The 17,025-nt window shown below is 62.5% G+C and carries 15 protein-coding genes and 1 pseudogene; 10 read left to right on the forward strand and 6 right to left on the reverse strand.

The genetic code is table 11. From position 1 onward, the window contains the following. Positions 1-69: 69 nt before the first annotated feature. From C5F70_RS24440 to C5F70_RS24450, 3 genes are all read right to left on the reverse strand, one after another. Positions 70-627, reverse strand: a complete 558-nt coding sequence (locus C5F70_RS24440; RefSeq protein WP_017848970.1) for an L-threonylcarbamoyladenylate synthase — start codon at positions 625-627, stop codon at positions 70-72. 54 nt (positions 628-681) lie between these two features. Further along, a complete protein-coding gene (gene dprA, locus C5F70_RS24445) occupies positions 682-1,782 on the reverse strand; it encodes a DNA-processing protein DprA (protein WP_104904199.1) in 1,101 nt (366 codons plus the stop codon). 63 nt (positions 1,783-1,845) lie between these two features. Next, positions 1,846-2,622 carry a peptidoglycan-binding protein gene (locus C5F70_RS24450; protein WP_104904200.1) on the reverse strand — a complete coding sequence of 259 codons (777 nt, stop codon included), beginning with the start codon at positions 2,620-2,622 and terminating at the stop codon, positions 1,846-1,848. 135 nt (positions 2,623-2,757) lie between these two features. Here C5F70_RS24450 and def point away from each other — a divergent pair, with 135 nt between their 5' ends. The 5 genes and pseudogenes from def (at position 2,758) to C5F70_RS24475 (ending at position 7,320) form a co-directional block, all read left to right on the forward strand. Next, on the forward strand, positions 2,758-3,264 hold the full coding sequence (gene def, locus C5F70_RS24455) for a peptide deformylase (protein ID WP_017848967.1): 507 nt from the start codon (positions 2,758-2,760) through the stop codon (positions 3,262-3,264). A 69-nt stretch (positions 3,265-3,333) separates the two neighbouring features. After that, positions 3,334-4,286: pseudogene (fmt, locus tag C5F70_RS24460) on the forward strand (methionyl-tRNA formyltransferase). Continuing rightward, on the forward strand, positions 4,283-5,593 hold the full coding sequence (gene rsmB, locus C5F70_RS24465; RefSeq protein ID WP_017848965.1) for a 16S rRNA (cytosine(967)-C(5))-methyltransferase RsmB: 1,311 nt from the start codon (positions 4,283-4,285) through the stop codon (positions 5,591-5,593). Before fmt ends, rsmB begins: the two are co-directional and overlap by 4 nt. Before the next feature lie 22 nt (positions 5,594-5,615). Further along, complete coding sequence (gene trkA, locus C5F70_RS24470) at positions 5,616-6,989, forward strand: Trk system potassium transporter TrkA (RefSeq protein WP_017848964.1); 1,374 nt, start codon at positions 5,616-5,618, stop codon at positions 6,987-6,989. Positions 6,990-7,008: 19 nt separating this feature from the next. Further along, on the forward strand, positions 7,009-7,320 hold the full coding sequence (locus C5F70_RS24475; protein ID WP_057004925.1) for a hypothetical protein: 312 nt from the start codon (positions 7,009-7,011) through the stop codon (positions 7,318-7,320). 122 nt (positions 7,321-7,442) lie between these two features. On the opposite strand, the gene C5F70_RS24480 is transcribed toward C5F70_RS24475, so the two are convergent. Both C5F70_RS24480 and C5F70_RS24485 read right to left on the reverse strand, forming a co-directional pair. Further along, a complete protein-coding gene (locus C5F70_RS24480) occupies positions 7,443-8,330 on the reverse strand; it encodes a lysophospholipid acyltransferase (protein WP_017848962.1) in 888 nt (295 codons plus the stop codon). A gap of 40 nt (positions 8,331-8,370) precedes the next feature. Further along, positions 8,371-8,928 carry a DNA-3-methyladenine glycosylase I gene (locus C5F70_RS24485; protein ID WP_017848961.1) on the reverse strand — a complete coding sequence of 186 codons (558 nt, stop codon included), beginning with the start codon at positions 8,926-8,928 and terminating at the stop codon, positions 8,371-8,373. An 81-nt stretch (positions 8,929-9,009) separates the two neighbouring features. Between C5F70_RS24485 and glyQ the strand changes: the two genes are divergently transcribed. The 4 genes from glyQ (at position 9,010) to C5F70_RS24505 (ending at position 13,406) form a co-directional block, all read left to right on the forward strand. Further along, on the forward strand, positions 9,010-9,963 hold the full coding sequence (glyQ, locus tag C5F70_RS24490; RefSeq protein WP_003213601.1) for a glycine--tRNA ligase subunit alpha: 954 nt from the start codon (positions 9,010-9,012) through the stop codon (positions 9,961-9,963). Next, positions 9,960-12,014 (forward strand): glycine--tRNA ligase subunit beta, encoded by a 2,055-nt coding sequence (glyS, locus tag C5F70_RS24495; protein ID WP_017848960.1) that lies wholly within the window; start codon positions 9,960-9,962, stop codon positions 12,012-12,014. The genes glyQ and glyS overlap by 4 nt, the downstream gene beginning before the upstream one ends. Continuing rightward, complete coding sequence (gmhB, locus tag C5F70_RS24500; protein ID WP_169850580.1) at positions 12,014-12,553, forward strand: D-glycero-beta-D-manno-heptose 1,7-bisphosphate 7-phosphatase; 540 nt, start codon at positions 12,014-12,016, stop codon at positions 12,551-12,553. Before glyS ends, gmhB begins: the two co-directional genes overlap by 1 nt. Positions 12,554-12,635: 82 nt before the next feature. After that, positions 12,636-13,406, forward strand: a complete 771-nt coding sequence (locus C5F70_RS24505; RefSeq protein ID WP_017848958.1) for a 1-acyl-sn-glycerol-3-phosphate acyltransferase — start codon at positions 12,636-12,638, stop codon at positions 13,404-13,406. 181 nt (positions 13,407-13,587) lie between these two features. Here C5F70_RS24505 and C5F70_RS24510 read toward each other — a convergent pair whose 3' ends face one another. Further along, positions 13,588-15,861: a CHASE2 domain-containing protein gene (locus C5F70_RS24510; protein ID WP_104904201.1), complete on the reverse strand. Its 2,274-nt coding sequence runs from the start codon at positions 15,859-15,861 to the stop codon at positions 13,588-13,590. 437 nt (positions 15,862-16,298) lie between these two features. Here C5F70_RS24510 and C5F70_RS24515 point away from each other — a divergent pair, with 437 nt between their 5' ends. Beyond that, positions 16,299-17,021: a response regulator transcription factor gene (locus C5F70_RS24515; protein ID WP_017848955.1), complete on the forward strand. Its 723-nt coding sequence runs from the start codon at positions 16,299-16,301 to the stop codon at positions 17,019-17,021. Positions 17,022-17,025: the final 4 nt, after the last annotated feature.

The following is a 17,025-nucleotide window of genomic DNA, read 5'->3' on the forward strand; positions in this document are numbered from 1 at the left end:
CCGTGTTGTCATGACGGACACCGATCGAATGTGGGAGCCGGGCTTGCCCGCGATAGCCACGCCACGGTCTCAGGACGGCCGCACAACCTCACCCGTCACCAGATCGCGAATCAGGCTCGGGTTCTTGCGCCCACCGAGGGCGCCACCCAACACCAGATCGACCTGGCCACGGAAGTACTGCTCGACGCGAATCCGCGTGCGGGCGGCCGGGCGGCCCTGGGGGTTGGCCGAGGTGGAAATCAATGGCCCGACCAATGAGCACAAGTCGCGCACCAGCGGATGATCGCTGACCCGTAGCGCCACGGTGTCGTGCTCCCCCGTGACCCATTCCGGCAACAGGTCCTGATGAGGCACCAGCCAGGTGTTCGGCCCCGGCCAGGTACTGGCCATGCGGTCGATCCAATCCTGCGGGAAGTCTTCGAAGAGAAAATCGAACTGGCGGATAGTATCCGCGACCAGGATCAGGCCCTTATCCACCGAGCGGTTCTTGATCGCCAGCAACCGGTCCACCGCCGCTTCGTTCCACGGGTCACAGCCCAGGCCCCAGACCGCCTCGGTCGGATAGGCAATCACCGCGCCTGCGCGAATTTCTCGTGCGGCTTCCAGCACACGCCACCTGTTGACCATTACTCACTCTCCGGACTAAAGCTCTGCGCAGTTTACCGATCTTCCCTGCAAAACCTAGCAGCGCGCGAGCCAACGCCCGCTTTCGCAGATCACCTGGCCTTCCAGCTCCAATTCAGTGAGGCTCGCCAGCACCTGGGACAACGGCCGCCCGCTGGCAATCGCCAGGGCTTCGCTGGTGTGGGGCGCCGCATGCAGCAGTGCGACCAGTGGATGAGTCGCCGGCACCGGCACCGGCACCGGACACGGCAGCGCCTGCCAGCCGCGCAAGCCTTCAAGAATGTGCTCGATGGTTTCCACCAACACCGCGCCGTCGCGGATCAGCTGATGACAACCCTTGGCCGCAGGATGATGGATCGAGCCGGGAATCGCATACACCTCGCGCCCTTGCTCGGCGGCGAGCCGCGCGGTGATCAGCGAACCGCTGGCGATGCCGGCTTCCACCACCAGCACGCCCAGCGACAGACCACTGATGATGCGGTTGCGCCGGGGGAAATTGCCGGCCTGGGGCGCGGCGTCCAGCGGAAACTCGGAAACCACCGCGCTGCCCTGGGCAATCATCGCGGCCGCGAGGCGTCGGTGGCGCTGTGGATAAAACTTTTCCAGGCCGGTGCCGAGTACGCCGATGGTCTGCCCGCCGACCTCCAGGGCCGCTTGATGCGCCGCGCCGTCAATGCCCAGGGCCAGGCCGCTGGTGATGACGAAACCGGCACTCGCCAGGCTGCGGGAAAAGGCGGCGGCGGTGTCCATGCCGGGGCGCGATGCGCGGCGGCTGCCGACTATGGCCAACTGGGGTTTTTCCAGGATCGCAGGGTCGCCGGCGACGAATAACAACGGCGGTGCGTCATCGATCTGGGCCAGCAGTGCGGGGTACTCACGCTGGTCCCACATCAGCAAATGCTGGGCCGGACGCGCCAGCCAGGCCAATGCGGCACTCGCGCCCTCGCGGACTTCATGGCTGCGCCGGGCCTCGGCGCTGACGGCGGGCAAGCCGAGCGAACGCCAAGCGCTGGCCGGCGCGCTGAGCGCTTTCGAGGCGCAGCCGAACGCGTCGATCAACCGGCGAAAACGCTTCGGGCCCAGTTCCGGCAGCCTGTGCAAGCGTAGCCGGGCTTCCAGTTCTGCCGGGGAAATTTCACTGCTGTTTATCGGATACATCTGATCATCCTTGACCGGAACAAGCTGTGGATAACTCTGTTGGTAACTTATTTAGCAGCCTATTTATTGCGTTTGACGGGCCGTCTCGAAACGGTCCATCACCGCCAGTGGCCGCGAGGCATTGAGGACCAGGCCGTAACTGAGTTTTTCGTAGGTGCGAAACACCAGCAGCATGCCGCCGTACTCATCGGCCAGCTTCACCGGAGCGCCGCTGAGAGCGTCGCGTACCGTGGCGCCGGTCTTGATCACATTCAGCCGTTGGCCGTCGACCAGGCCGTCGCGGCGGCCTTTATTCAGGGTCACGGCATCCAGCACGCCGATCTGCGTCACGCCCTTGGGCACGTCGATGATGCGCCCTTCGATAAACGGCGCGGCCTGCGGGCCTTCCAGGCTGGCCAGCGCAACCGGCGGTTCGGCACGCAGCAAGCGGTCGCCGGGGCGCACTTCCTGGGTGACCCGTTGTACGGCAAGGGTGGTCAGGTCGCCGGCCATCACCCAGTGCGCGGTGCCGATGTCGTCGGCGTGGATACCCAGTAGCTCCTGGGTGTGGGGGTCGGTGTAGACCTTGCCTCGGCGGAAAATCCCATAACTTGGCTGAGCCGGGTCCAGGACGCCGCGGGCATGCACACGCTCGCCATTGGCCCCCAGCACGCGCCCGGCCTCTGCCGCGACAACGTAGGGCGCGTTATCGAGATCGAGGGGCGAATCGAGGATGCGATTGTGTAACAAAAATCGCTGGATGGCCTGTTGCGTCGGTTGATCCAGGCGCGGGCCGGGCGATGGAAGCAGGGCCTGGGCGAACGGCGCCCAGAGCAGCAAGACGAGTAGCGATTTCCTCATGGGGTGAATCTCCTTTATTATGTACGTTCGCGTGAAACGCCATAGCCTTCGCGGCTTCCGAGCGTTCCACACCGGCCGTGCGGGTCCATCCCTACGCCGATTTGCCTTTACCTCACATGTGCAGCAATTACGCTTATGGCTATTTTGAACATCCTCGAATTCCCCGACTCGCGCCTGCGCACGATCGCCAAACCGGTGGCCGTAGTGGACGATAAGGTTCGTCAGTTGGTCGATGACATGTTTGAAACAATGTATGAAGCCCCGGGCATCGGCCTCGCCGCGACCCAGGTCAACGTGCATCAGCGTGTCGTGGTGATGGACCTGTCCGAAGATCGCAGCGAACCACGGGTGTTCATCAACCCCGAGTTCGAAGCGCTGACCGACGAAATGGGCGAATACCAGGAAGGCTGCCTGTCGGTGCCGGAGTTCTACGAGAACGTCGAGCGCCCGGTGCGCGTGAAGATCAGGGCCCTGGACCGCGACGGCAAGCCCTTCGAGCAGGTTGCCGAAGGCCTGCTGGCGGTGTGTATCCAGCACGAATGCGACCACCTCAACGGCAAGCTGTTTGTCGATTACCTGTCCACGCTCAAACGTGACCGGATCAAGAAGAAGCTGGAAAAAAAGCACCGCCAGCAAGCTTGATGCCCTTCTTCCAAAGGCTTGCTGCGGCAAGCCTTTTTCTTTTGTGACTGCTTTTAACCGAGAACGCCCATGACCGAGCCACTGCGCATTGTTTTTGCCGGCACACCCGAATTTGCCGCCGAACACCTCAAGGCCCTGCTCGCCAGCCCTTATGACATCGTCGCGGTGTACACCCAGCCGGATCGCCCGGCCGGTCGCGGGCAAAAACTGATGCCGAGCCCGGTCAAGCAACTGGCGCTGGAGCACCACATTCCCGTGCTGCAACCGCCGACCCTGCGCAACGCCGAGGCCCAGGCCGAGTTGGCAGCGCTGAAACCGGACCTGCTGGTGGTGGTGGCCTATGGCTTGATCCTGCCCCAAGTCGTCCTGGACATCCCGCGCCTGGGTTGCATCAACAGCCATGCCTCGCTGCTGCCACGCTGGCGCGGTGCGGCGCCGATCCAACGCGCCGTGGAAGCGGGCGACAGCGAAAGCGGCGTGACCGTGATGCGTATGGAAGCGGGCCTGGATACCGGCCCGATGCTGTTGAAAGTCAGCACCCCGATCACCGCCGAAGACACCGGCGGCAGCCTGCACGATCGCTTGGCCGAGATGGGCCCGCCGGCTGTGATCCAGGCGATTGCCGGGCTCGCTGCCGGCACCCTCGAAGGCGAGGTGCAGGACGACAGCCTGGCGACCTACGCGCACAAACTGAACAAGGACGAAGCGCGCCTCGACTGGAGCCGCCCGGCCGTGGAACTGGAGCGCCTGGTGCGCGCGTTCAACCCGTGGCCGATCTGCCACAGCACCCTCAACGGCGAAGCCTTGAAGGTTTTGGCTGCCACCCTGGCCGACGGCAAGGGCGCCCTGGTGAAATCATCGGTGCCAGCAAGGACGGCCTGCTGGTCGCCTGCGGTGAACAGGCGCTGTGTCTGACGCGTCTGCAATTGCCCGGTGGCAAGGCGCTGAATTTCAGCGATTTGTTCAACAGCCGTCGTGAGAAATTTGCCGTAGGCACGCTTCTCGGGGTGGCCGCCCAATGAACCCGCGTCTGGCCGCCGCCAAGGCCCTGGCCGCCGTGCTCAACGGCAAGGCTTCGCTGAACAGTTCGCTGCCGACCCAGTTGGATAAGGTCGAAGACCGTGATCGCGGCTTCACCCAGGACCTCGCCTTCGGCACCGCGCGCTGGCAGCCACGGCTGTCGGCGCTGGCAGCCAAGCTGCTGCAAAAGCCGTTCAAGGCGGCCGATGCCGATGTAGAAGCGCTGCTGCTGGTAGGCCTCTATCAATTGCTCTACACCCGCGTGCCGGCCCACGCCGCCATCGGTGAAACCGTCGGCTGCGCCGAAAAGCTGAAAAAACCCTGGGCCAAAGCCCTGCTCAACGCCGTGCTGCGCCGCGCCCAGCGCGAAAGCGAAGCGCTGCTGGCCGAGCTGGAACATGACCCGGTGGTGCGTACCGCTCACCCGCGCTGGCTGCAAAAATCCCTGAAAGCCTTCTGGCCCGAGCAATGGGAAGCCATCTGCGCGGCCAACAATGCACACCCGCCGATGATCCTGCGGGTCAACCGTCGCCATCACCGCCGCGATGCTTATCTGCAATTGCTGACCGACGCGGGCATCGCGGCCGCGCCGTGCGTGTACAGCACCGATGGCATCGTGCTCGAAGCCGCCACCGACGTGCGCAGCCTGCCGGGCTTCGCCGAGGGCTGGATCAGCGTGCAGGACGAAGCCGCGCAACTGGCGGCCGACCTGCTCGACCTGGCCCCAGGCCAGCGCGTGCTGGACGCCTGCTGCGCCCCCGGCGGTAAGACGTGTCACATCCTGGAGGTCGAAAAAGACCTCGCCGGCGTCGTCGCCGTCGATCTGGAAGCCAAGCGCCTGGTGCGCGTGCGGGAAAACCTCGCACGCCTGGGCCTGAGCGCCGAGCTGATCGCCGCCGATGGCCGCGACACCGCCACCTGGTGGGACGGCAAGCCGTTCCAGCGCATCCTGCTCGACGCGCCGTGCTCCGCCACCGGCGTGATCCGTCGCCATCCGGACATCAAGCTGACCCGCCAACCCGACGACATCGCCGCCCTGGCCGTGCTGCAAGGCGAACTGCTCGACGCGTTGTGGCCGACCCTGGAAGTCGGCGGCATCCTGCTCTACGCCACCTGTTCCACCTTGCCCACCGAGAACACCGAGGTCATCGAAGCCTTCCTCGCCCGTACCAGCGGCGCGCGCGAGCTGGACCTCGCCACGGCAGCCGGCATCAAGCAGCCCCACGGGCGCCAATTGCTGGCACAGGAAGGCGGACACGATGGCTTCTACTACGCCAAACTGATCAAGATCGCCGCCGCACGCGGCTGAACGGTTCAAAGGGAGTAACCGGATGAAAATCATCATCCTCGGGGCAGGGCAGGTCGGTGGCACGCTGGCCGAGCATTTGGCCAGCGAAGCCAACGACATCACCGTGGTCGACACCGATGCCGAGCGCCTGCGCAACCTCGGCGACCGCCTGGACATTCGTACCGTGCAGGGTCGTGCGTCGTTTCCTACGGTGCTGCGTCAGGCGGGTGCCGACGATGCCGATATGCTGGTGGCCGTGACCAACAGCGACGAGACCAATATGGTCGCGTGCCAGGTCGCCCACACGCTGTTCCACACCCCGACCAAGATCGCCCGGGTGCGTGAAGCCGCGTACCTGACCCGCGCCGGCCTGTTCGACAACGACGCGATCCCGGTGGACGTGCTGATCAGCCCGGAGCAGGTGGTCACCCACTACATCAAGCGCCTGATCGAGATTCCCGGCGCGTTGCAGGTGATCGACTTCGCCGACGGCAAAGCGCAACTGGTCGCCGTGAAGGCCTATTACGGCGGGCCGTTGGTCGGCCAGCAACTGCGCCAACTGCGCGAACACATGCCGAATGTAGAAACCCGCGTCGCGGCGATTTTCCGGCGTGACCGGCCGATCCTGCCCCAGGGCGACACGGTGATCGAGGCCGACGACGAAGTCTTCTTCATCGCCGCCAAAGCGAATATTCGTGCCGTGATGAGCGAAATGCGCCGTCTCGATGAGACGTATAAACGCATCGTCATCGCCGGTGGCGGGCAGATCGGCGAACGCTTGGCCGAGGCCATCGAAAGCCGCTACCAAGTGAAGATCATCGAGATGAGCCCGGCGCGCTGCCGGCATTTGTCCGACACCCTCGACAGCACCGTAGTCCTGCAAGGCAGCGCTTCGGACCGCGACCTGTTGATGGAAGAAAACATCGCCGACGCCGATATCTTCCTGGCCCTGACCAACGATGACGAAGCCAACATCATGTCATCGCTGCTGGCCAAGCGGCTGGGGGCGAAGAAGGTGATGACCATCATCAATAACCCGGCGTATGTCGACCTGATTCAGGGCGGCGATATCGACATCGCCATCAGCCCGCAGTTGGCGACTATCGGCACCTTGCTCACCCACGTGCGCCGTGGCGATATCGTCAGCGTCCACTCCCTGCGCCGCGGCGCGGCGGAAGCCATTGAGGCGATCGCCCATGGCGACTCGAAGTCGAGCAAGGTGATCGGCAAGGCCATCCGCGACATCGGCTTGCCGCCGGGTACCACCATCGGTGCGATCATTCGCGATGAAGAAGTGATCATTGCCCACGACGACACGGTAATTGCCACCGGTGACCATGTGATCCTGTTCCTGGTGGATAAAAAACATATCCGCGATGTGGAGAAGCTGTTCCACGTGGGGTTGAGCTTTTTCTGATCAAACGGAGTACACCGACATGCTCGAATCCCTGGAGAAAATGCTGGCCAAGGGTGTCGATAACGCCCTGCTGCGCTTTGGGCTGGGCAAGGGTTATCTGGACCTGAAGGACAACGCCAAGGCCGCCGAGCATCTGCACAAGTGTGTCGAGTTTGATCCGAAGTATTCGGCGGCGTGGAAGTTGCTGGGTAAGGCCCACGTCGGGCTGGGCGATCAGGCCGCCGCGCGACTGGCCTGGGGGAAGGGCATTGAAGCGGCCCAGGCCCATGGCGACAAGCAGGCCGAGAAAGAAATGACGGTGTTCCTGAAAAAACTCGACCGCAAGGCTTGAGCGGAACTCAAATGTGGGAGGGGGCTTGCCCCCGATAGCGGAGGTTCAGTCAAATATGCATTGGCTGACACACTGCTATCGGGGGCAAGCCCCCTCCCACATTGTTTTGGGTTGCCTTTGAGTCAGTACCACCGCGCCTCACCCGGCGGGCGTTTCTTGAAGCGCTTCATGCTCCACATGTACTGGCTCGGGTAGGCGCCGACATAACGCTCCACCACCTTGCTCATCGCCGCGCAGGAGGTGGCGGTGTCGGTGCTGTACATGTCTTCCGGCGCTGCTTCCAGGATCACTTTGTAGCCTGAACCGTCCGGCAGGCGCAGGGCATGCAGGAATACACCGACCGCCTTGTGGCCCGCGAGCATGTTCGGCACGAACTTGCTGGTCAGCGCCTGGGTGGCGAAGAACGGCACGAAGATCCCCGCCGATTCGGCCGGCTCCGGGTCGGCCGGAATGCCCACCTGGCCGCCCTTGCGCACTTCCTTGATGACACTGAGGATGCCTTCCTTGGTGGACGCCGCCACGCGGTTACCCAGTTGCACGCGTTGCTTGCGCAGCAGGTCATCCACCGCCTTGAGCTTCGGCGGGCGGTAGAAAATGATCGGTTTGCACTGGCTGCAATAGAAGTGGTTCAACACCTCCCAGTTGCCCAGGTGGCTGGTGATACCGACCACGCCTTTGCCCGAGGCCAGGGCTTCGTGGAGGACTTCCAGGCCTTCGACTTCGCGCACCAGGTCGATGGAGCGCTGAGCCGGCCAGATCCAGGCGCAGGCGCTTTCGGTCAGGGACTTGCCGATGTCCATCAGGCTGCGGCCCACCAGGCGCTCGCGCTCGGCCGGGTCCATGTCCGGGAAGCATTTCGAGAGGTTGATCCGCACCGTGTCGCGGGAGCGGTTGGGGGTTTTCCACATGATCCAGCCAATCGCCGAACCTACGGCTTGCACGGCGCGCCAGGGCAGCAGGGCAAACAACCGGAGAGCGCCTACCAGCAAGGCGCCTTTAAACTTTTCCACAGGTCACTCCTGATCGTGTGTGGTGCGCAAAGCACGCATTCTAACCGGCGTTGGCCAAGTCCGCGTAACGGTCGCAGTCCTGGGTGTGGTCCATGACCATGCCCGAGGCCTGCATGAACGCGTAGCAAATGGTCGGCCCGACGAAGGTGAAGCCGGCTTTTTTCAGCGCGCGGCTCATGGCCTCGGCTTCGGCGGTAATCGCCGGGACTTCGCTGCGGTCCTTGAAGTGATTGACCTTGGGCACGCCGCCGACAAACGACCACAGCAGCCCCACCGGGTCCTCCAGCGCCAACCAGGCCGCGGCGTTGCGGCGGGTGGCGTTGAGCTTCAGACGATTGCGCACGATGCCTGGGTCGAGCATCAACGCTTCGATCTCGGCATCGCTCAGCCGCGCCAGGCGCTGTGCATCAAAACCGAACAAGACCTTTCGATAATGCTCGCGTTTGCGTAAAACGGTGATCCAGGACAGGCCCGCCTGGAACCCTTCGAGCAAAAGTAACTCGAACAAACCCTGCGCATCGCGCAGCGGCGTTCCCCACTCCTGATCGTGATAAGCCATGTACAGCGGATCTTCAGAACACCAAAAGCAGCGTGGCATAAGGCTCCAGGGGATGGTGGCGCGGCCGAATCGGGTATACTCCCGCTCTTTAAATCGCAGCCCAAGTAACAGGTGAATTTCGTGAGCCAGCCTACGCCAGCCGTGCGTACCTTCCAAGACTTGATCCTCGCCCTCCAGCAGTACTGGGCCGAGCAAGGTTGTGTGGTACTTCAGCCCTACGATATGGAAGTAGGCGCCGGCACTTTCCACACCGCTACATTCCTGCGGGCCATCGGCCCGGAAACCTGGAACGCCGCTTATGTGCAGCCCAGTCGGCGCCCGACTGACGGCCGCTACGGCGAAAACCCGAACCGTCTGCAGCATTACTACCAGTTCCAGGTGGTATTGAAGCCGAACCCGGACAACTTCCAGGAGCTGTACCTCGGCTCGCTGAAACATGTCGGCCTCGACCCGTTGGTCCACGACATCCGTTTCGTCGAAGACAACTGGGAATCGCCGACCCTGGGCGCCTGGGGCCTGGGCTGGGAAGTCTGGCTGAACGGCATGGAAGTCACGCAGTTCACCTACTTCCAGCAAGCGGGCGGCATCGAGTGCTACCCGGTGACCGGCGAGATCACCTACGGTCTCGAGCGCCTGGCCATGTACCTGCAAGGCGTGGATTCGGTCTACGACCTGGTGTGGGCAGACGGCCCGTTCGGCAAAGTGACCTACGGCGATGTGTTCCACCAGAACGAAGTGGAACAGTCGACCTATAACTTCGAACACGCCAACGTCGAGAAGCTGTTCGAACTGTTCGACTTCTATGAAAGCGAAGCCAAGCGCCTGATCGAACTGGACCAGCCGCTGCCGTTGCCGAGCTATGAAATGGTGTTGAAGGCGTCCCATACCTTCAACCTGCTGGACGCCCGCCGCGCCATCTCGGTGACCGCGCGCCAGCAATATATTCTGCGTGTTCGCACCCTGGCGCGTTCCGTCGCCCAAGCCTACCTGCTGGCTCGCGCCAAGCTGGGCTTCCCGATGGCAACCCCGGACCTGCGTGATGAAGTGTTGGCTAAGCTGGAGGCTGCACAATGAGTGCTCAAGATTTTCTGGTTGAACTGGGCACCGAAGAGCTGCCACCCAAGGCACTGAACACCCTGGCCGATGCGTTCCTGGCCGGTATCGAAAAAGGCCTGCAAAGCGCGGGCCTGAAGTTCGAGGCGAAAAAAGTCTACGCCGCGCCGCGTCGCCTGGCGGTGTTGCTGACCGCGCTGGAAACCCAGCAGCCGGACCGCAGCATCAACCTCGACGGCCCGCCACGCCAGGCCGCCTTCGACGCCGAAGGCAACCCGACCCAAGCAGCGCTGGGTTTTGCCAAGAAATGTGGCGTCGAGCTGAGCGAGATCGACCAGAGCGGCCCGAAACTGCGTTTCAGCCAGGTCATCAAAGGCAAGCCGACCGCCAGCCTGTTGCCGACCATCGTCGAAGACTCCCTGAACGACCTGCCGATCCCCAAGCGCATGCGCTGGGGGGCGCGCAAGGAAGAGTTCGTGCGTCCGACCCAGTGGCTGGTGATGCTGCTCGGTGACCAGGTCATCGATTGCACCATCCTTGCCCAGAAAGCCGGCCGCGATTCCCGTGGTCACCGCTTCCACCACCCGCAAAGCGTGCGTATCACCGCGCCGGCCAACTACCTCAACGACCTGCGCGCCGCCTATGTGCTGGCCGACGCCAACGAGCGTCGCGAGCTGATCAGCAAGCGCACCGAAGAGCTGGCCCGCCTGCAGGAAGGCACCGCCATCGTGCCGCCAAGCCTGCTGGACGAAGTGACCGCCCTGGTTGAATGGCCAGTGCCGCTGGTGTGCTCGTTCGAAGAACGCTTCCTCGATGTGCCGCAAGAAGCGCTGATCACCACGATGCAGGACAACCAGAAGTACTTCTGCCTGCTGGACGTGGACGGTAAGTTGCTGCCGCGCTTCATCACCGTGGCCAACATCGAAAGCAAGGACCCGCAGCAGATCATCGCCGGTAACGAAAAAGTCGTGCGCCCGCGCCTGACCGACGCCGAGTTCTTCTTCAAGCAAGACAAGAAGCAGAAGCTCGAAGACTTCAACCTGCGCCTGCAAAACGTGGTGTTCCAGGAAAAACTCGGCAGCGTCTACGACAAGGCTGTGCGCGTTTCCAAACTGGCCGCCTACATTGCCCCACGCATTGGCGGTGACGCTGCCTGGGCTGCGCGCGCAGGCCTGCTGTCCAAGTGCGACCTGGCCACCGAGATGGTCGGCGAGTTCCCGGAAATGCAAGGCGTTGCCGGTTACTACTACGCCCTCAACGACGGCGAGCCGGACGATGTCGCCCTGGCCCTGAACGAGCAGTACATGCCGCGCGGTGCTGGCGCCGAATTGCCGACCACCCTGACCGGTGCGGCCGTGGCCATTGCCGACAAGCTGGATACCCTCGTCGGGATCTTCGGCATCGGCATGCTGCCTACCGGCAGTAAAGACCCGTATGCCCTGCGCCGTGCGGCCCTGGGCGTGCTGCGGATCCTGATCGACAAGAAGCTCGACCTCGACCTGACCCAGGCAGTGGTGTTCGCAGTCGGCCAGTTCGGCGGCAAGGTCAAGCAAACCGGCCTGGCCGAGCAAGTGCTGGAGTTCGTGTTCGACCGCCTGCGTGCGCGTTACGAAGACGAAGGCGTGGACGTTTCGGTGTACCTGTCGGTACGTGCCCTGCAACCGGGTTCGGCGCTGGACTTCGACCAACGCGTGCAAGCCGTGCAGGCCTTCCGCAAACTGCCGGAAGCCGACGCCCTGGCTGCCGTGAACAAGCGCGTGTCGAACCTGTTGAGCAAGGCCGACAACCTCGGCAATGCCGATGTCGACCCAGGCCTGTTCGCCGATGCCAAGGAGTTCTCGCTGAACTCGGCCATCGCCAAGGCGGAAAATGCGGTGAAACCGTTGATCGCCGAACGCAACTACGCCGAAGCACTGGCGCGCCTGGCCACCTTGCGCGAGCCGGTGGATGCGTTCTTCGAAGCGGTGATGATCAATGCCGAAGATGCCGGCGTGCGGAAAAACCGCTACGCCATGCTGGCGCGTTTGCGCGGTCTGTTCATCAACATCGCTGACATTTCCGTATTGGGCTGATCATGTTGAAACTGCTGATTCTCGATCGGGACGGGGTGATCAATTACGACTCCGACGCTTACATCAAGTCGGTGGAGGAATGGATCCCACTGCCCGGCGCGATCGAGGCCATCGCGCAGTTGAGCAAGGCCGGCTGGACGGTGGCCGTCGCCACCAACCAGTCCGGCATCGCCCGCGGCTACTACGACATCGCTACCCTGGACGCCATGCACGCGCGCTTGCGCACGTTGGTGGCGGAGCAGGGCGGTGAGGTGGGGCTGGTGGTGTACTGCCCCCACGGGCCGGATGAGGGCTGCGATTGCCGCAAACCCAAGCCTGGCATGTTGAAAACCATTTCAGAACATTACAACGTGCCCCTGGCTGGGCTATGGTTCGTCGGGGACAGCCTCGGTGACCTGGAGGCGGCCAAAGCCGTCGACTCTCAGCCAGTTTTGGTAAAGACCGGGAAAGGCGAAAAGACCCAGGCGAAAAACCTGCCGGTAGGCACCTTGATTTTTGACGATCTGGCGGCGGTTGCCGCAGAACTTATCAACAACTAGCCGCCCTCGACTGCCTGACCAAGGACTGTTCGGGAGTGCGCCTTCAACAGGCGGGCTGTGTCCCGCAACGGTAAATGCCGCCATGTCGATTTTGCAGGCCATCAGAACCTTCTTCTTTTACCTGCTGTTGGGCACCAGTTCGTTTCTCTGGTGCACCCTGAGCTTTTTTATCGCGCCTTTTCTGCCGTTCAAGGCGCGCTATCGCTTCATCAACGTCTATTGGTGCCGCTGCGCGCTGTGGCTGACCAAGGTGTTCCTGAACATCCGCTTCGAGGTCAAGGGCGCGGAAAACGTCCCGGATCAGCCCTGCGTGATTCTGTCGAACCACCAGAGCACGTGGGAGACGTTCTTCCTCTCGGCGTACTTCTCGCCCCTGAGCCAAGTGCTCAAGCGCGAGCTGCTGTATGTGCCGTTCTTCGGCTGGGCGATGGCGATGCTGCGCCCGATCGCCATCGACCGCGACAACCCCAAGGCGGCGCTCAAACACGTGGCCAAAAAGGGCGACGAGCTGCTCAAGGACGGCGTCTGGGTGCTGATCTTTCCGGAAGGTACGCGTGTGCCCTACGGCACCGTCGGCAAGTTCTCACGTGGCGGCACGGCATTGGCCGTCAACGCCCACCTGCCTGTGTTGCCGATTGCACATAATGCCGGCAAGTACTGGCCAAAAACCGGTTGGGCAAAACGTGCAGGCACCATCACCGTGGTGATCGGGGAACCGATGTACGCCGAAGGTGAAGGGCCGCGTGCAATTGCCGCACTGAATGACCGCGCCGCCGCCTGGAATGAAGCCCAGCAACGCGCCATGGGTTCGCTGCCGCCGGAGCCGGTGGCGGTGGACACGCCGGTGGCCTGAGCATCTGTGGATAACCTGTGTACGGTTTGTTGGCAAAATGGCATTTTCTCTTCATAACAAGATGATTTTATTAGATATTTCCTGAACTCATAAAAATACTAAAAACGTGCATAAGTTTTTTTTGGATAAAAAAACCGGTCCTGAGACCGGTTTTTTATACACAGCGCAAAAGCACGTGTTGTCAGTCTTCCAACTGGGGCAGCTGCAGGGTGAATGTGGTGCCCTTGCCCACCACGCTTTCGCAACAGATACGGCCACCGTGCCGCTCCACAACGGCCTTGACCATGGTCAGGCCCAACCCAAGGCCCTCGCTGCCCTGGGCGGAATCGAAGCGGCGGTACTGGCTGAACAGTTCCGGCAAGTCCTTTGCCGCAATGCCCGGGCCCTGGTCGCTGATGCGACACTCCAGCCAACCTTGCGCGCTGCCGTGGCTCAACCTCACGGTGGTGCCGGCCGGCGAGTATTTGATCGCGTTCTCCAGCACGTTGAACAACGCGCGGGTGAGCAGGGATTGATCGGCCGACACCATGCCTTCATCCGCTTCATCCAAGTCGTGGATCAACTGGATGCCCTTGAGCTGCGCAATCACCGCCACCTGATCTAACGCATCCATCACCAGCATGGCAAACAGGCTTGGCTGGAAGTGGTAGCCGTCAGCCTCGGCTTTCGCCAGTTGTACGAATGATTCGGTGAGGCTCAAGGCGCGTCGAACCTGCTGCTCGATCTGGGCAAACACCGGCGACTCCGCGTTATGCACATCCAGCAATGCGAGGATCGCCGAGTGCGGCGCGCGCAGGTCGTGGGACAGGAAGCGCAGCATGGTTTCGCGGTGTTGCTGGGCTTCGCGCTCCTTGCTCAAGTCGGTCAGGCTGAGCAGCCAGCCGAGGGCGACGTCGCCTTCGGCGGGCAGCAAGGGTGCGATTTCCATGCGCAGGCTGCGTTGGTGGATGTCCCGGAACTCGACGATTTCCAGGGCGGACAGGGCGGGGCGCACGCCGTTATGCAGGGGTGGATAACCCAGGTCGGCGAGCTGTTCGAGCAGGTTTTGGTTGACCAGATCATTGCCGAATACTTCACGGGCAATGCGGTTGGCCAACAGGATGTTGCCCCGCGGGTCGGTGATCAGGGTCGCCACCGGCAGGCACTCAAGGCCATCGGCCATAAAGCGTCGGGTGTCACGGGTGCGGCTGACGGCCTGCTCCAGGGCAAAGATGCGCCCTTGCAACACATCGCCTTTGTTCGCGGGCGCTCGGCGGCGTTCGGGCAGCACCTTGGGTTCATTGTCCAGGCGCGCCAGTTCCCAGCCAAAGTAGGCAAGGATCACGCTCAGGCGGCGCCAGTTCCAGATCAGGTAGCTAAGCAACATACCGATCAGGCAGGCCGCGGGCGACCACCAATGGCCAAGGCGTAACAGCGCCCACGCGCCGAGCAACGCGCCGGCCATGCAACCCAAGGTCATCCACAGCGCGTAGCGTGGGCGGTACAGCAAAAGGCCGAGCAACAACGCCACCCAGGCCGTGGCGATCAGTGCCGCGAGCCAGCCGGGGAGGTCGACGATGCTGCGCTCCTGCAGCAAGCCGTTGAGCACATTGGCCTGGATTTCCACACCGGCGGTGGTATCCGGAGTGGAGGAGAGCGGCGTCACAAAACGGTCCCCCAGCCCATAGGCGCTGGCGCCCACCAGGATCAGGCGGTCGCGCAGCAATTCGGCCGGCACTTCGCCGTGCAATACGCTGGCGTAGGACACACTGGGAAACCCATGCGGCTCAGACGTGGACGGGACGCGAACTCTATATTCCCGATGCCAGCGCTGACTGTTGGGTTGTTCGCTGCGTCCCGGCATTTGCGCGGTTTGCCCGCTCAACGTATACGCCAGCCATGCCAACTGCGGCAGGGTGTTCCCAGGCGGGCCTTCACGCAGATACAGGCTGCGGACGGCACCGTCGCTGTCTGCTTCGACGTTGATATGGCCCAGCCCCTTGGCGCAATTGAGCAGCGGCAACAGTTGTTCGCCCGGCTGGCTCGCGCCGCCATCACGTTCCAGGGGAAGCAAAACATTCCCGGCGTTGCACACGGCATTGGCCAGGCGCAGGTCATCCGCGGCGTTGCGCGGCTCACTGAAGATCACATCGAACAAGATACCCGCGGGTTGGGCAGCGCTCAGACGGTTGATGACGTCGGCATGCAGGCTGCGCGGCCATGGCCATTGGCCGAGCTTTTTCAGGCTCTGGTCATCGATGGTCACCAGCAAAATGCGTGGATCGACCGGCAGAGGGGTCAGGCGGCGCAGGTCGTCATACAGCGGGTTATTGAAGGCCAGGCCCGCACTTAAGGACAAATATGCAGTAAAGGGCAGCAACACCAGGCCAATCCACAGCCACTCCCGAAACAGACCATGGAACAACAACTGCGCCTGGGTGGGCTGGCGTTTTTCGGCCTTGCGCCACAGCATCACAGGGCGACCGCCAGGAACCCGCACCGCTGCTGAAAATGGACAGTTGAAGATGTCATAGACCCGGTTTCTCCCTCCAGGTGGTGCGCGGTATGGTGCTGAACCCAGTGAAGCTCATTTTGATCGCCCCGGGGTTTTTCCTGAGTGCGTTCGTTGAAACATACCGTACATCGGGGCGCAGTATCAGCTACCCGCACGGCTATGCAATGCCAGCGGCACTGATCCTTTTCCTTACGCGCGGGAGTCGGTATCTTTCCCCCTGAGTCGCATGGTTTTTCAAAGCGTTAACGGCCCTTTGATATCAGCGTACCGAGAGATCCAAAGGGTCGTTGAATCTGAGCACAATTCTTCAGATTCAATGACTGGCATCTGCGCAGCAAGGACGCCCGCTCTTCGACCGGCCGACAGCTGAAATATTTCCAAGTAGAAAGGACCCACCCATGCGTGTCGCAATACTGGATGACGAACCCGCTGAATTGCAGCGGGTGGAACAGACACTGCGACAGATCCCCAGCAACCTGGAACAGCCTTGGTCTGTGCATTGCTTCGAACGCGGTGAGGACCTGCTGCGCCAACTGCGCCGGGAAACCTTCGACCTGCTGATCCTCGACTGGCAGCTGCCCGACATCAGCGGCATCGCCTTGCTGCGCTGGACCCGTGAACACATGGAATCGCCTCCGGCGGTGATCATGCTCACCAGCCGCGATGCCGAGAGCGATATCGTCACCGCCCTGAACAGCGGCGCCGACGATTACGTCAGTAAACCCTTTCGCCCGAATGAACTCAAAGCCCGGGTCAACGCCGTCCTGCGCCGCCACGGTCTGCAAAAGTCGGCAACGTCTGAAGTGCAAAGTTTCAACGACCTGACCTTTGACGACGCCGAACTGACCGTCACCCGCGCGGGCAAACCGATCAACCTGACCGAACGTGAATACCGCCTGGCCAGCTGCCTGTTCGCCAACCTGGCGCGGCCGTTGTCTCGCGAGTATCTGTATGAGCGGTTCTGGAGCCATGAAGAAATGGTCTCGTCGCGGCCGCTGGACACACATATCTATCGGCTGCGGAACAAGCTGGGGTTAACCGCGGATCGGGGTTGGCAGTTGTTGACGATCTATGGATACGGCTACCGGTTGGAGAGTGTGGCGGCCGCCTCAGCGGGTTAAAAAT

It is taken from the genome of Pseudomonas sp. LH1G9 (assembly GCF_002949975.1).
GTDB classification, from domain to species: domain Bacteria; phylum Pseudomonadota; class Gammaproteobacteria; order Pseudomonadales; family Pseudomonadaceae; genus Aquipseudomonas; species Aquipseudomonas veronii.

What these genes read in the sequence shown, in the direction of transcription:
- dprA (WP_104904199.1), bottom strand. Translation starts at nt 1,782, where the DNA reads ATGTATCCGATAAACAGCAGTGAAATTTCCCCGGCAGAACTGGAAGCC.
- trkA (WP_017848964.1), top strand. Translation starts at nt 5,616, where the DNA reads ATGAAAATCATCATCCTCGGGGCAGGGCAGGTCGGTGGCACGCTGGCC.
- C5F70_RS24475 (WP_057004925.1), top strand. Translation starts at nt 7,009, where the DNA reads ATGCTCGAATCCCTGGAGAAAATGCTGGCCAAGGGTGTCGATAACGCC.
- C5F70_RS24485 (WP_017848961.1), bottom strand. Translation starts at nt 8,928, where the DNA reads ATGCCACGCTGCTTTTGGTGTTCTGAAGATCCGCTGTACATGGCTTAT.
- C5F70_RS24515 (WP_017848955.1), top strand. Translation starts at nt 16,299, where the DNA reads ATGCGTGTCGCAATACTGGATGACGAACCCGCTGAATTGCAGCGGGTG.
- C5F70_RS24505 (WP_017848958.1), top strand. Translation starts at nt 12,636, where the DNA reads ATGTCGATTTTGCAGGCCATCAGAACCTTCTTCTTTTACCTGCTGTTG.
- C5F70_RS24440 (WP_017848970.1), bottom strand. Translation starts at nt 627, where the DNA reads ATGGTCAACAGGTGGCGTGTGCTGGAAGCCGCACGAGAAATTCGCGCA.
- def (WP_017848967.1), top strand. Translation starts at nt 2,758, where the DNA reads ATGGCTATTTTGAACATCCTCGAATTCCCCGACTCGCGCCTGCGCACG.
- C5F70_RS24450 (WP_104904200.1), bottom strand. Translation starts at nt 2,622, where the DNA reads ATGAGGAAATCGCTACTCGTCTTGCTGCTCTGGGCGCCGTTCGCCCAG.
- glyS (WP_017848960.1), top strand. Translation starts at nt 9,960, where the DNA reads ATGAGTGCTCAAGATTTTCTGGTTGAACTGGGCACCGAAGAGCTGCCA.
- rsmB (WP_017848965.1), top strand. Translation starts at nt 4,283, where the DNA reads ATGAACCCGCGTCTGGCCGCCGCCAAGGCCCTGGCCGCCGTGCTCAAC.